This window comes from Arthrobacter sp. NPDC056727 (genome assembly GCF_042790555.1).
Taxonomy (GTDB): Bacteria; Actinomycetota; Actinomycetes; order Actinomycetales; family Micrococcaceae; genus Arthrobacter.
Window position 1 is genome coordinate 14222 of record NZ_JBHTZA010000022.1, and the last position, 14096, is coordinate 28317.

14 protein-coding genes are annotated in these 14096 nt (G+C 68.7%); 6 read left to right on the forward strand and 8 right to left on the reverse strand.

Features of this window, described 5'->3' with window-relative positions; translation table 11 throughout:
* Window positions 1-188 precede the first annotated feature (188 nt).
* The 5 genes from ACFRAH_RS18860 to glyA all read right to left on the reverse strand — a co-directional run bounded on the left by ACFRAH_RS18860 (window position 189) and on the right by glyA (window position 4870).
* Window positions 189-509: an SHOCT domain-containing protein gene (locus ACFRAH_RS18860; protein WP_377992432.1), complete on the reverse strand. Its 321-nt coding sequence runs from the start codon at window positions 507-509 to the stop codon at window positions 189-191.
* A gap of 187 nt (window positions 510-696) precedes the next feature.
* Window positions 697-1362: a response regulator gene (locus tag ACFRAH_RS18865; RefSeq protein ID WP_377992433.1), complete on the reverse strand. Its 666-nt coding sequence runs from the start codon at window positions 1360-1362 to the stop codon at window positions 697-699.
* A complete protein-coding gene (locus ACFRAH_RS18870) occupies window positions 1359-2555 on the reverse strand; it encodes a sensor histidine kinase (RefSeq protein ID WP_377992434.1) in 1197 nt (398 codons plus the stop codon). Before ACFRAH_RS18870 ends, ACFRAH_RS18865 begins: the two co-directional genes overlap by 4 nt.
* 107 nt (window positions 2556-2662) lie before the next feature.
* Window positions 2663-3562 carry a bifunctional methylenetetrahydrofolate dehydrogenase/methenyltetrahydrofolate cyclohydrolase gene (locus ACFRAH_RS18875; RefSeq protein ID WP_377992435.1) on the reverse strand — a complete coding sequence of 300 codons (900 nt, stop codon included), beginning with the start codon at window positions 3560-3562 and terminating at the stop codon, window positions 2663-2665.
* 3 nt (window positions 3563-3565) lie between these two features.
* A complete protein-coding gene (gene glyA, locus ACFRAH_RS18880; protein ID WP_377992436.1) occupies window positions 3566-4870 on the reverse strand; it encodes a serine hydroxymethyltransferase in 1305 nt (434 codons plus the stop codon).
* A gap of 303 nt (window positions 4871-5173) precedes the next feature.
* Here glyA and purU point away from each other — a divergent pair, with 303 nt between their 5' ends.
* The gene (gene purU, locus ACFRAH_RS18885) at window positions 5174-6034 is read left to right on the forward strand and encodes a formyltetrahydrofolate deformylase (RefSeq protein ID WP_377992437.1); all 861 of its coding nucleotides are present in this window, start codon (window positions 5174-5176) and stop codon (window positions 6032-6034) included.
* A 100-nt stretch (window positions 6035-6134) separates the two neighbouring features.
* Window positions 6135-6506, forward strand: a complete 372-nt coding sequence (locus ACFRAH_RS18890) for a class I SAM-dependent methyltransferase (RefSeq protein ID WP_377992438.1) — start codon at window positions 6135-6137, stop codon at window positions 6504-6506.
* Here the strand turns inward: ACFRAH_RS18890 and ACFRAH_RS18895 are convergent.
* Entirely contained in the window at window positions 6409-7440 is a 1032-nt protein-coding gene (locus ACFRAH_RS18895) for a DMT family transporter (protein ID WP_377992439.1), read from the reverse strand. The two genes, ACFRAH_RS18890 and ACFRAH_RS18895, sit on opposite strands and share 98 nt — an antisense overlap.
* Here ACFRAH_RS18895 and ACFRAH_RS18900 point away from each other — a divergent pair.
* From ACFRAH_RS18900 to ACFRAH_RS18915, 4 genes are all read left to right on the forward strand, one after another.
* Window positions 7439-8851 (forward strand): PLP-dependent aminotransferase family protein, encoded by a 1413-nt coding sequence (locus tag ACFRAH_RS18900; protein ID WP_377992440.1) that lies wholly within the window; start codon window positions 7439-7441, stop codon window positions 8849-8851. The genes ACFRAH_RS18895 and ACFRAH_RS18900 overlap by 2 nt on opposite strands.
* 114 nt (window positions 8852-8965) lie before the next feature.
* On the forward strand, window positions 8966-9289 hold the full coding sequence (locus ACFRAH_RS18905; protein ID WP_377992441.1) for a DMT family transporter: 324 nt from the start codon (window positions 8966-8968) through the stop codon (window positions 9287-9289).
* Window positions 9290-9308: 19 nt separating this feature from the next.
* Window positions 9309-10061 carry a haloacid dehalogenase type II gene (locus tag ACFRAH_RS18910; RefSeq protein WP_377992442.1) on the forward strand — a complete coding sequence of 251 codons (753 nt, stop codon included), beginning with the start codon at window positions 9309-9311 and terminating at the stop codon, window positions 10059-10061.
* A 101-nt stretch (window positions 10062-10162) separates the two neighbouring features.
* Window positions 10163-10687: a gamma carbonic anhydrase family protein gene (locus tag ACFRAH_RS18915; RefSeq protein WP_377992443.1), complete on the forward strand. Its 525-nt coding sequence runs from the start codon at window positions 10163-10165 to the stop codon at window positions 10685-10687.
* Between the two features lie 65 nt (window positions 10688-10752).
* On the opposite strand, the gene ACFRAH_RS18920 is transcribed toward ACFRAH_RS18915, so the two are convergent.
* Entirely contained in the window at window positions 10753-12486 is a 1734-nt protein-coding gene (locus ACFRAH_RS18920) for an FAD-dependent oxidoreductase (RefSeq protein WP_377992444.1), read from the reverse strand.
* 33 nt (window positions 12487-12519) lie between these two features.
* Window positions 12520-14058, reverse strand: coding sequence for an amino acid permease (locus ACFRAH_RS18925; protein WP_377992445.1), 1539 nt, complete (start codon window positions 14056-14058; stop codon window positions 12520-12522).
* Between the last annotated feature and the right edge of the window lie 38 nt (window positions 14059-14096).

Below are 14096 nucleotides of genomic sequence, written 5' to 3' on the forward strand. Positions count from 1 at the left end.
CTTTTCGGGCACAGGCTTCTTGGATGTTCCTTCGGCGGAATGGAGTTCGGGCACCCCATTACGCTAGTACGCCCCGTTAGCCAAAGGAATAGCTAAATCTCAAAAACCCCGAACAGCAACGCGGGGTCACTTTCCGCCCCATCCGGAGCCTCCATTGGGCGGTATCTGACCCCGCGTTGCGGTTGACGTTACCGGCGGTTCCCCCGCGAATCCCCCCGCGCGTCGCCCCGCAGGACTTCGAGGCGCTGGCGGTATTCGGTCTCGTCGATTTCGCCACGTGCGTAGCGCTCTCGCAGGACGCTTTCCCCGCCGCGGGCGGTGGCCCACTCGTGGTTCCTGCGCCAGGTGCGCCGGGCGAGGAAGATGAACAGGCCGATCACCAGGATCCAGAACAGCGGGAACAGCAGGAACCATGGCGAGAATCCTGTGCCCCACGGGCCGTGGGCGACGGGATCGGCCAGCAGCTGCGCGGACTGGGCCGCGAAAGTGGTGGCTAGGGATGAAGTCATGTCATGCTCCCAAAAACTCGGTAAGGGCCGGCTTTCGGCTCTGCTTCGAGTCTGGCGGTCCGACGGCGGCGGGTCGTCCGACGCCGGGAGTCACCTTGGGTGCCCCGCGTACTCCGCCGGGAGGCCGCCCCCTGCTGCCTCGGCCAGCAGACCCTCTCTCCCTGCTGCCTCGGCCGGATGTGCAGCCCTAACCCGCCCAGCCGGGCCGGACGAGGCCCGATTCGTAGGCCAGCACCACCAGCTGGGCCCGGTCACGCACCAGCAGCTTGGTCATGATGCGGGAGACGTGGGTCTTGGCGGTGAGCGGCGTGATCACCAGCCGCTCCGCGATCTCGGCGTTGTTCAGGCCCTCCCCCACGAGCTTGAGGACTTCGCGTTCGCGCTCGGTGATGTTGTCCAGTGACACCGGAGCCGAGGCCGCCCTGGACTGCTGTGCCAGCTGGGCCATGATGCGCCGGGTGACCGACGGCGAGAGCAGGGCATCACCGTCGTGGACAACGCGCACGGCGCGGATCAGCTCCTCAGGTTCGGTGTCCTTCACCAGGAACCCTGCCGCGCCGGAGCGCACCGCTTCCGCGATGTATTCGTCCAGTTCGAAGGTGGTGAGGATGATGATGCGCGTGCCGGCCAGGCCGCGGTCCGCCATGATTTTCCGGGTCGCTTCCAGCCCGTCGGTCTCCGGCATGCGGATGTCCATCAGGACCACGTCGGGACGCTCCCGGGCGGCGAGACGGACGGCGTCGCGGCCGGTTCCGCACTCGGCCACCACCTCCATGTCCGGTTCGGCGTTCAGAAGGGCACGGAAGCCGGCACGGATGAGGTTCTGGTCGTCTGCCAGCAGGATGCGGATCACCGCGACTCCCGTTCCGGTCCGGCCACTGGCCCGGCGGGCGGCCCGGCCACCGGAATCACGGCGCGGACCCGCCAGCCCGGGTGCGGCCGCGCAGGGTCCAGCGGCGCAAGGTGCAGCGAACCGCCCACGGCGGCCGCCCTCTCCCGCATCCCCGTCACCCCGTTGCCTTCCGGCACGCCGGCGGCCCCGGCGCCGTCGTCGTCAATGGTCACGGTGAGCTGCTTTCCCCGGTTCCCCGCCGCCGTCGGGCCCTCCAGGGCGAGTACGACGGCGGCCTTCCGGGCGCCGGAATGGCGCACCACGTTGGTCAGTGCCTCCTGCACAATCCGGTACGCAGCCTCCTGGACGGTGTCCGGCAGCTGCTGCACGGCAATTGCGTCGGGCTGGGTCAGGCTGACCTCGAGCCCGGCGCGGCGGGCGTCGTCGGCCAGCCCGGGCATCCGGTCCAGCCGCGGCGGCGGCGCGGGGCTCAGCGGGGCGTCCTCGCGGAGCACGCCCAGGAGCTGGCGGATCTCGGCCAGCGAATCCTTGCTCGCCGCCTTGATGGCTTCCAGCGCCGGGCGGAACTGGGCGGGGTCCTTCTCCCCCAGGTGCAGCGCCACCGAGGCGCGCACGTTGATCAGCGACAGGGAATGGGCAACGACGTCGTGGATGTCCCGGGCGAGGGCCAGCCGGTACTCGTCGCGGGCCGCCTGTTCGCGGGCCTCGCGCTGGCGGTGGCGTTCCGCCACCCGTTCGGTGCGCAGCCGGATGCCCTCCCCCATCAGCACCAGAATGGCCAGCCACGAGGAGCCGGCGAAGGCCCGGACCAGTCCGAACTCATCGCCACCGGCCGCCGCTGCCGCCACCAGGACGGCCGCGCACACGCCGGCCACGGTCCAGGTCTGCCAGCGCTTCCCGGCCGCGGCGGAGAGCACGATCGCCAGCGCCAGCGACAGGAACACCGGACCCCACGCGTAGCCGAGCGCGAGGTACGCCCCCACGGAGGCGGCCGCCGCGGGCAGCATCACGAGCGGGGCGCGGCGCCGCAGCGCCAAGGAGGCGGGCCCGGCCAGCAGCAGGACGAACGCAAGCGCATCCAGCGGCCGGTGGTCCGGCTGCCGGGCGGAGGCGAAGACCGTGCCCACCACCTCGATGACGGCCACCGCAGCCACGATGGCTGCTGTGGGCGGTCCCCGGAAACGGCGCTGCATAGGTCCGAGCCTAGCCGGGAAGGCCACGCCCGTCGTCGGCTTAACGGCGTAGGGCGCCTACTCCAGGAGGAGTAGACGCCCTACAACGGTCTGGCTGAATCAGCGGATTAGCTGATGCCTGCCTGGCGTTCCGCGGTTTCCACCACGTTGGCCAGGAGCATGGCGCGGGTCATCGGACCCACACCGCCCGGGTTCGGGGACAGCCAGGCGGCGACGTCGGCGGCGTCGGGGTGCACGTCCCCGGTGACCACGGCCTTGCCAGTGCCGTCGTCCACGCGGCTCACACCGACGTCGAGCACGATTGCGCCGGGCTTCAGGTCCTCCGCCTTGACCAGGTGCGGCACGCCGGCCGCGGCGATCACGACGTCGGCCTGCCGGAGTTCGGCGGGCAGGTCGGCGGTGCCGGTGTGCGCCAGCACCACGGTGGCGTTGACGTCCTTGCGGGTCAGCAGCAGGCCCACCGGCCGGCCGATGGTCACGCCGCGGCCAACCACGAGGACGCGCTTGCCCTTCAGGTCGATGCCGTGCCGGCTGAGCAGTTCCACGCAGCCCTTGGGGGTGCAGGGCAGCGGGGACTTCATGGGTCCGCTGATGTTGGCCACGAGCCGGCCCAGGTTCATCGGGTGCAGGCCGTCGGCGTCCTTGTCCGGATCCATGGCCTCCAGGATGACGTCCTGGTCGATGTGCTTGGGCAGCGGCAGCTGGACGATGTACCCCGTGCACTCCGGGTTGTCGTTCAGCTCGCGGACCACTTCCAGGAGCTCGTCCTGGGTGGTTTCCTCGGGCAGGTCGCGGCGGATGGAGTTGATGCCCACCTCGGCGCAGTCCTTGTGCTTGCCGCCCACGTACCAGGTGCTGCCGGGGTCGGACCCCACCAGAATGGTGCCCAGTCCCGGAGTGACGCCCTTGGCCCTGAGTGCGGCCACGCGTTCGGTCAGCTCGGCCTTGATGGCAGCGGCGGTAGCCTTGCCGTCAAGGATCTGCGCGGTTTTTGCGGTTTCAGTCATGGATCACCACTGCTCGTGCTGCGGGTACAGCGGGAAGTCGGCTGCGAGCTTGTCGACGCGGGCCTGCAGGGCCTCAACGTCGGTGGCGGAGCCGGCCTTCAGCGCGGTGGCGATGATTTCGGCCACCTCGGTGAATTCGGTGGCGCCGAAGCCGCGGGTGGCCAGGGCCGGGGTGCCGATGCGCAGGCCGGAGGTGACCATCGGCGGGCGCGGGTCGAACGGCACGGCGTTGCGGTTGACGGTGATGCCCACGGAGTGCAGGAGGTCCTCGGCCTGCTGGCCGTCCAGCTGCGAGTTGCGCAGGTCGACCAGGACCAGGTGAACGTCTGTGCCGCCGGTGAGGACGGAGACGCCGGCCTCGGCAACGTCGGACTGGTTGAGGCGGTCGGCGATGATCTTGGCGCCTTCCAGGACGCGCTCCTGGCGCTCCTTGAATTCGGCGGTGCCGGCGATCTTGAAGGCCACGGCCTTGGCGGCGATGACGTGCATGAGGGGTCCGCCCTGCTGGCCCGGGAAGACTGCGGAGTTGAGCTTTTTGGCCCATTCCTGCTTGGCCAGGATCACACCCGAGCGGGGACCGGCGAGGGTCTTGTGCACGGTGGAGGTGACGACGTCGGAGTGCGGCACCGGGCTCGGGTGCAGGCCCGCGGCGACGAGGCCGGCGAAGTGTGCCATGTCCGTCCAGAGCAGGGCACCCACTTCATCGGCGATGGAACGGAACGCGGCGAAGTCGAGGTGGCGCGGGTACGCGGACCAGCCGGCGATGATCACCTGCGGCTTCTCGGCGATGGCCTGCTCGCGGAGCTTGTCCATGTCGATCCGGAAGTTGTCTTCCTCGACCTGGTAGGCGGCGACGTCGTAGAGCTTGCCGGAGAAGTTCAGCTTCATGCCGTGCGTCAGGTGACCGCCGTGGGCCAGGGAGAGGCCCAGGATCTTGTCGCCGGGGGTGATCATGGCGTGGAGTGCTGCGGCGTTGGCCTGCGCGCCGGAGTGCGGCTGGACGTTGGCGTATTCGGCACCGAACAGGGCCTTGACCCGGTCGATGGCCAGCTGCTCGGCGACGTCGACGTACTCGCAGCCGCCGTAGTAGCGGCGGCCCGGGTAGCCCTCGGCGTACTTGTTGGTCAGCACGGAGCCCTGGGCTTCCATGACGGCGCGGGGGGCGAAGTTTTCGGAGGCGATCATTTCCAGGGTACCGCGCTGGCGGCCGAGTTCCTGGTCCAGTACTGCGGCGATCTCGGGATCGAGCTCAGCCAGCGGCTGGTTGCTGACGAAGGAGGTGCTAACGGAAGTCGGTGAAGTAGTCACGAAGAACTCCTGGCTAGGGATGGGCACTGCTAAGGTCAGGCTACCGGCTGGAACGTTGCTCCGCCCTTCGATGACCACCATCCGGAAAAAGGGTTCCGGGCGCAGGTCTATGAGGGCGCCGCAGCGCACTGGGTGGCTGCTCTTCGAGAAGCGCAGCGCTACCGGCAAAACATGACCCTCGGCCCAGGCGTACGATCCGTGGTCTTCGTGAATGCCGCTCCCTGGTGGTTAGCCACCCAAACGCCAGTTGCGACGGAACCACACTATCAAAAGCGGGACCAACCCGCGGGTAGGCTGTTCTTCGTGAATGAAGACCAGCTCGCCAAATCGTACGTTGTGACCCTCTCCTGCCCCGACCGCCCCGGAATCGTGCACGCCGTTGCCGGCGCCCTGCTCGTGGCGGGCTGCAATATCACGGACTCCCAGCAGTACGGCAGCGACACCACCGGCACCTTCTTCATGCGCGTCGAAGCCACCACCACCGCCTCCCAGAACGAGGTGCTCGCCGCCCTGGAACCGGTGGCCGAAGCCTTCGGCATGCAGTGGAGCCTGAACCCGGTGGGCCGGAAGGTCCGCACCCTGCTGATGGCCAGCAAGTCCGCCCACTGCCTGAACGACCTCCTGTTCCTGCAGCGCTCCGGCACCCTGCCCATCGAGATTCCCGCGATCGTCTCCAACCACCGGGACCTCGCCGGGCTGGCCGAGTTCTACGGCATCCCATTCCACTACATCCCGGTGACGCACGAGACCAAGGACCAGGCCGAGGACCAGCTGCGCAAGATCATCGCCGAGGAGGGCGTCGAACTGACCGTGCTGGCCCGCTACATGCAGATCATCTCCGACGAGCTCTGCACCGAGCTGACCGGCAAGGCCATCAACATCCACCACTCCTTCCTGCCCTCCTTCAAGGGCGCCAAGCCGTACCACCAGGCCCACGCCCGCGGCGTCAAGCTGATCGGTGCCACCGCCCACTACGTCACCGCCGCGCTGGACGAGGGCCCGATCATCGAGCAGGAAGTCATCCGGGTGAACCACGCGCGGACGGCGGAGCAGTTCGTGCAGATGGGCCGGGACGTGGAAGGACGCACCCTCGCCCAGGCCGTGCAGTGGCACGCCGAGCACCGCGTGCTGCTGGACGGCAACCGGACTGTCGTCTTCAACTGACCGCTTCCTCACCGCCGCGGGCCCGTGCGGCCCGCGGCGGTTTTGGGATTCCCTGCGGCGGTTCACACCGGCCGGGTTTTAACCAAGACTGGTTAACACGATGACTCTGCTGACGGAAACCTCGCTCGAACCCTTCATCGCCCTGCTCAAAACCCAGGGCAGGCACGCCGTACTGGACGTGTGCTGCGGCCCGGGCGACGACGGCCTCCGGTTCGTCCAGGCCGGCATCCACTACACGGGCGTTGACCCCTTCGACGGCAACGTCAGGTTCGCCATTGCCCGCCGGCTGAGCGTCTCGGTGGCCGAGCCCACGCGCCTGCCCTTCGCTGCCAGCACCTTCCCGGCAATCTGGGCGGTCCAGTCACTGGAGGGCCTCACCGCTGACCAGGCGGACGACGTCGTCCGGGAGCTTGAGCGCGTGGCAGAACCGGGGGCGCCAATCGCCGTCGCCCTCCCGCCGTCGGCGGGCTGAGCCGCACCCGGACCGCGGCGCCGGCGCAAAGTATGACCGCAGGTCCGCCGATAACGGTGGCCCACGTCAGCGGCTCCCCGAGCAAAAGCGCAGCCCAGCCAATGGTCATCACGGGCTGCGCGAGCTGGACCTGGCTCACCTGCGCCATGGGCCCGATGGCAAGGCCGTGGTACCAGGCAAAGAAGCCCAGGAACATGCTGACGACGCCGAGGTAGGCGAAGGCGGCCCATTCCACCGGCGTGCCCGAGGGCGGCTGCTGCAGCACGGAGAATGCCATAACCACCACCATCAGCGGCGAGGCAAGGACAAGGGCCCAGGATATGGTCTGCCACGCGCCCAGTTCGCGGGCCAGCAGCCCTCCCTCGGCGTACCCCACGGCGGCAGCCAGAACGGCGCCAAAAAACAACAGGTCCGTCCATTGCACCTGCCCGAAGCCATCCGGCTGCGCGAAGGCGAAAGCGACGGCGGCAAAGGCACCCGCCCCGGTGGCGGCCCAAAACGCTGCCGGCGGACGCTCACGGCCGCGGAGTACCGCCGTCGTGGCAGTTGCGGCGGGCAGCAGTGCGATCACAACAGCGCCGTGGCTGGCCGGCGCGGCGGCCAGCGCGAAGGACGTCAGCATAGGGAAGCCGGTGACGACCCCGCCGGCAACCACCCCCAGACGGAGCCACTGGATACCGTGGGGCAGGCGCTGCCGTGACAGCACCAGGGCCGCGGCGGCCAGGACAGCGGCGGCCACCGCCCGGCCGGAGCCGATGAACAGCGGCGACAGGCCCCCCACTGCCACCTTGGTAAAGGGCACGGTGAACGAGAAAGCCGCTACCCCCAGGAGGCCCCACCACAGCCCGGTGCGCGATTGCCCGGCCAGCGACGAGGGTGCGGGTGACGGTATCAGTGGGCGAACAGGAACAGTAGCGCTACTATTGTCTCTCATGAACAACGATAGCAGTCAGCGGATCGCGTCGCGACTGAGGGAATGGGTCGCCAAGGCGGCGCCAGGATCGCAGCTGCCGTCGACCCGGTCGCTGGTCGCGGAGCACCAGGCCAGCCCCGTTACCGTACAGAAGGCACTGCAGGTGCTCACGCGGGAGGGCGTCATCGAGAGCCGGCCGGGCGTCGGGACATTCGTGCGGGCCGTCCGGACCGCGCGGCCCTCGGACTACGGCTGGCAGACGGCGGCCCTGCGTTCGCCGCAGGCGCCGCTCCGCCCCACGTCCGCCGCGATGCGGAGCGCGCCGAACGATGTCATTGCGTTCCATTCCGGCTATCCGGACCGCGAACTCCTGCCGGAGCGGCTGGTCCGGGCGGCGCTCACGCGGGCGGCCCGCGGCGATGCGGCTTTGTCCCGTCCCCCGGCGGCTGGGCTTCCCGAGCTGCAATCCTGGTTCGCGCAGGAGCTCGGCAGTTCAACACCGGCCGGTACTACCCCGCCGGCCCCGAGCGACGTCGTCGTTCTTCCGGGCAGCCAGAGCGGCCTCAGCTCCATCTTCAGGGCGCTCGTCGGCTACGGGCAGCCGCTGCTCGTGGAGTCCCCGACCTACTGGGGCGCCATCCTGGCCGCGGCGCAGGCCGGCGTCCGCGTGATCCCCGTGCCCAGCGGGGCGGGCGGACCGGACCCGGAGGAATTGGCCCGCGCCTTCGAGGAGTCGGGGGCACGGATGTTCTATTCCCAGCCGAACTATGCGAACCCCACCGGGGCACAGTGGGACGGCCCGCTCGCCGAAAAGGTCCTGGACGTCGTGCGAAAAAACGGCGCCTTCCTCCTCGAGGACGACTGGGCGCATGACTTCGGCATCAGCGCCACGGCCCATCCTGTGGCGGCCCGCGACGATTCCGGCCACGTGGTGTACCTGCGCTCCCTGACCAAAAGCGTCTCCCCTGCCATCCGGGTGGCCGCCGTCATCGCCCGCGGCCCCGCACGCGAACGCATCCTCGCCGACCGGGCAGCCGAATCGATGTATGTCAGCGGCCTGCTCCAGGCCGCAGCACTCGATGTCGTCACACAGCGGGCCTGGCAGACCCACCTCAGGAGCCTCCGGCACCAGCTCCAGTCCCGCCGCGACCTGCTCCTGACGAGCCTGCTTCAGCACGTACCGCAGGCCCACATCGAGAATGTCCCAAAGGGCGGGCTGAACCTCTGGGCCCGCCTTCCGGACGGGACCGACGTCGAACAGCTCGCCCAGAACTGTGAAAGGGCCGGCGTCATTATCGCGGCCGGAACGGAGTGGTTCCCCGCCGAACCTACGGGGAAGTTCATCCGGCTCAACTATGCGGGTCCCAATCCGGCAGCCTTTCCCGAAGGGGCCCGGATCATCGGCCGTGAGCTCCCGCGGGCCCTTGGGTAATTTCGCTGTGCTGCGCGCATCTAGGATGGGATTGGCTGGGTGCGCGGCTCGTCTCCGGGTTCGCAGCGACGGCAGCACGCCGGTTAAGGTTCCGGCAATGGGAAAGGACAACACTTGTTGGGCTATGTCTATCTGGCACTCGCCATCGCGGTGGAGGTTCTGGGCACCAGCCTGCTGAAGTCAACGGAAGGATTCACCCGGCTCTGGCCCAGCGTCTGGTGCCTGGGATCCTACGGGGTTGCCTTCGCCCTGCTGTCGCAGGTGGTCAAGAGTGTCCCGGTCGGGGTCGCGTATGCCCTGTGGTCGGGTCTCGGAACGGTGGCCATCGTGGCGATCGGCGCCATGTTCCTCGGTGAAGAGCTGAACCTGACGAAGATCCTCGGCATCGCCCTGGTGGTGGCCGGCGTCGTCGTCCTGAATGTCGGCGGGGCCCACTAACGGGCAGCCTGAGAGCCTCGTGACCCCCGCCGCGTTCGTTTCACCTTCCACAGGACGGCAGGTCAAGGCCGTGCTGTTCGACACCTTTGGAACTGTGGTCGACTGGCGCTCCGGCGTTGCAGCGCAAGTGGGCCGCTTCGCTGAACGGCACGGCCTCGCGCTGGACCCGTTCGGCTTTGCGGACGCATGGCGGGCGGAGTACCAGCCGGCCATGGAACTGGTCCGTTCCGGCCAGCGTGGCTACGTGCCTTTGGACCGGCTGCACCTGGAAAACCTGAACCGCATCCTCATGGCGAACGGGCTCTCCCCTGATGGGTTTCCGTCCGGCGGACTCGAGGAGCTCAACCGTGCCTGGGAGCGCCTGCCGGCGTGGCCGGACAGCCGGGAGGGCCTGCGGCGGCTGAAGGGCCGCTATATCGTGGGGCCGCTGTCCAACGGCAACACCGCCCTGCTGGTCAACATGGCCAAGAATGCGTCCCTTCCATGGGATGTGGTTGTTGGCTCGGACCTGCTCCAGGCATACAAGCCCGACGCCGCTGCCTATCTCGGTGCCGCAGCACTCCTTCGGCTCGATCCCGCTGAGGTCATGCTGGTCGCAGCCCACAATAATGACCTTGCCGCGGCCCGGGACGCCGGACTGGCCACCGCGTTCGTCCAGCGGCCCACCGAGCACGGACCCGCGCAAACCACGGACCTGGCCCCGGCCTCCAACTGGGACGCCGAGGCGGCGGACTTCATCGGGCTGGCGCAAACCCTCACCCTCTCCGGATGAGTTTTTGTACACGTATCGCGGCCTCATGGCCCTTTAACCCGCGACAAATGGACAAAAACTCAACAGGAGTGCCGGCGTCATCGTGTCCTAGGCTTGGGGGCATGGCTCCCATTTACCCTTTCGCCGGGGACACCCCGGACATCCACCCTTCCGTCTTCGTTGCGCCGACGGCGTCGGTCATCGGCCGCGCCACGCTCGCCGAGGATTCCAGCGCGTTCTACGGCGTTTCGGTCCGCGCGGACACCGCCGCCATCGCAGTCGGCGCCGGAAGCAACCTGCAGGACAACGTGGTGCTGCACGCCGACCCCGGCTTCCCCTGCAGTGTCGGCGCCCGCGTCAGTGTGGGGCACAGCGCCGTCGTCCATGGCTGCACCGTCGAGGACGACTGCCTCATCGGCATGAGCGCCACCATCCTCAACGGGGCAGTGATCGGCGCCGGCTCGCTCGTGGCGGCCGGCGCCGTCGTACTGGAGGGGACGGTAGTCCCGCCCCGCTCCCTGGTGGCCGGGGTCCCGGCCAAGGTGCGCCGCGAACTCACCGATGAGGAGTTCGACGGCGTGAAAGGCAACGCCGCGCGCTACCGCGAGCTCGCCCGGGCGCACCGCGAGATGCACGCCGCCAAGTAGGTCGCAGCACAGGGCGTTCCCAGCGCCGGGAACGCCCTGAAGTGCTGCCCCGTTGGGCTCCGCACCTAGTCCAGGCTGATCGGGCCCAGTTCGTCCAGCAGCTCGCCGGGGCCGGGGTTGCCCGGTGCCGAGGAGCCGCCGAGGTGGTTCACGACGCCCCACACCGCGTTCAGGCCCGTGGTCACCGCGCCCTCCGCCCAGCCGGCGGTGAAGGACACGTCGTCGCCGGCGAGGAAGATCCCGCGCTGGGATTCGGGCAGCTTGTCCTGCTTGAAGTGGGTGAACAGCCGCTGCTGGTAGCGGTAGTGCCCGGGCAGGTTCGCCTTGAACGCGCCCATGAAGTTGGGGTCGGCCTCCCAGGAGACGGTGATCGGCTGGCCCACGATGTGGCTGGCGATGTCCACGCCCGGGTAGATCTGCTCGAGCGAGTGCAGCATCAGCTCCACCCGTTCGTCGGCGTCGAGCGCCAGCCACTTCAGCGCGTCGTCGTTCCAGGTGTAGGACAGCAGGATCACGGCGGGCTGGTCCGGGCCGTTGTCCAGCAGGTAAGTGGCGCGGTTGAGCCGGTCCGTCAGGGTCATCGACAGTACCTCCCTGCCGGTTTCCGGATCGATGTCCTTCCAGAACGGCCGGTCCACCATCACGAACGTCTTGGACGACTGCATGTAGTGCGAGCGCTCGATCGCCGTCCACAGCTCCGCCGGGAACAGCGCCTCCTCTGTGTGGATCCGGGTGGACAGCAGCCACGACTGGCAGGTGGTGACCACGGCCGGGTAGGACGCTTCCCTCCCCCACCGCTCACGGATGCGGAGGTTCCCGTCGGCGTCGCGGCTGATCCGTTCGACGGCGCCGCGCGGAGAGCCGGAGTGCAGGGACGCCAGGGACGTCCCTTCCGGCCAGTGCACCATGCCCGACGGCGTGTGTCGCCAGAGTGCCTCGGGGAGCCTTTGCGCTCCGCCGGCGATGAGGCGGTGCTGGTCGTCGGCGTCGGTGTACACGACGCGGAGGATTTCCAGGATGGAGTTGGGGAAGTCGGTGTCCCAGCCGCCGGTTCCGAACCCCACCTGGCCGAACGCCTCGCGGTGCGCGAAGCCCGCCTTCCGGAACGCCTGGCTGCCGGCGATGAAGCCGTAAAAGGTTTCCTCGTCGAGTTCCGGAAGAAGCTCGTTCCAGAGTTCCTTGATCCGGGCCGTGTCCCGCGCCCGGATGGCCTCCTGCATCTGCGTGAACTGGGCGCCGTCGTTCACGGCGGCCTTCCACGCGTCGGCCACCTCGCGGAAGAACGGCGGCAGGTCCGCCGAGGTGTTGGCGTAATGCTTCTGACCGGCCAGCTCAATCACGGTGCTGGAGGTTGCGGGGGCCAGCGGGTTGGGGAAGTCCCGCGTCTCCAGCCCCAGCAGGTCAACGTAGTGGTAGAACGCCTTGCCGGAGACCGGGAAGCGCATGCCGCCCAGGTCTGCCACCACATCAGGGGCTGCCGGGAAGCTCGCGGTGCGCAGGCGCCCGCCCAGTTGGTCCGCTTCGTACAGCACCGGCCGCAGCCCGAGCTTCATCAGCTCGTACGCCGTCACCAGCCCGGACAGCCCGGCGCCCACGACGGCGACTTCGGTGCCGTGCAGCTCCGGCGGAACCGACCCCAGTCCGTCCGGGTGGGACAGGTAGTGGTCGTAGCTGAACGGGAAATCGGGGTTCAGCATGGTCACCGGCGCCTGGTCCGGTGTCCCGGCCCCGGGCAGGCCTGGCGCCGTGGTGGTCGCGCTGGACGGGTCGGATGCCGGCAGTTCGGTAGCGGTTGTCATGGAAGGTACGTCTCCGTGGTCTCGTCTGTTTACTTACTGGTGAAATGTTGTCTGTTCAGCGGGTGCGGGCGCTGTGGAAAAATCACGGCCGGATAGTTCACGGTATTCCTCCTGCCCCAGCGCGGCTACCCGCGAGTGCCGCCTGCCGTAGCCGAAGTAGGCGGCAAGGCCCACGAGCATCCAGACCCCGAAGGTCACCCACGTTTCGCCACTCAGGTTGGCCATCAGGTAGACGCACATCAGCGCGCCCAGGATCGGTGTCAGCGGGAAGAGGGGAACGCGGAAGGTCCGCCTGAGCTCCGGCTGGGTGCGGCGGAGGTGGATGACTGCCACGTTCACCAGGGCGAACGCGAACAGGGTGCCGATGCTGGTGGCGTCCGCGAGCGCCCCGAGCGGGACCAGCCCTGCGGTGAGGGCGACGGCGGTTCCCACGATCAGGGTTCCGGCGACGGGGGTGCCTGTACGGTGCGAGACGCGGCCAAAGACGCGGGGAACCAGGCCGTCGCGGGACATGGAAAGCAGGATGCGGGTCTGTCCGTAGAGGACGGTGAGCACGATGCTGGCAATGGCAAGCACGGCTCCGACGGCGAACACCAGTGCGATCCACGGCTGCCCGGTGGTTTCCTCGAGGATCTTCACCAGTGCAGCCTCGGTGCCGTCGAACCAGCCCCACGGGCGGGCGCCGATTGCTGCCACCGAGACGAGCACGTAGATGGTGGTGACGATCAGCATGGAGAGCATGATGGCCCGGGGCAGGTCGCGCTTGGGGTTGCGGGCTTCCTCGCCCGCCGTGGAGGCGGCGTCGAAGCCGATGTAGGAGAAGAACACGCGGGAGGCCGCAGCCGAGACACCGGCAGCGCCCATCGGCAGGAGCGGCTCGAAGTGGCCGCCGTTGAAGGCGGTGAAGGCCACCGCGCAGAAGAAGACCAGGATGCCCACCTTGACCAGCACGATCGCGGTGTTGATCCACGCGCTTTCCTTGGCACCCCGAACCAGCAGGACCATGGCCAGGACGACGATCAGCATCGCCGGGATGTTCACCAGGCCGCCGTCCCCGGGTGGCTGTGACACCGCATCCGGCAGGACCTGTCCGAAGACGGCCAGCGTTTCGTTGACGTACTGGCCGGCGCCCACTGCCACCGCCGCCACGGAGACGGCGTATTCGAGCACGAGGCACCAGCCGCAGATCCAGGCCATGCCCTCCCCCATGGTGGCGTACGTGTACGAGTAGCTGGATCCGGCGGCCGGCACCAGGCCGGCCATTTCGGCGTAGGACACGGCAGAGAGCAGCGCGGCCAGGCCGGCGATGGCGAACGAGATCCAGATGGCCGGCCCGGCCAGCGGCACGGACTCGCCCAGGATCACCAGGATGCCGGTGCCGAGGGTGGCGCCCACGCTGATCATCGTCAGCTGCAGGACCCCGAAGCTGCGGACCAGCCGGGTTCCGCCATGGCCCGTCTCGGCCTCCTGCACCATCTGCCCGATCGGCTTGCGGCGGAGCAGCTGGGCTGCCAGTCCGGGGCGTTGGGCCTGCACCGGAGGCCGCTGTCCTGCTTGGGTTGGCACAGTCATCGTTGACGTCCGTTCGTGAGTAGTTGGGGGCTTTCCGT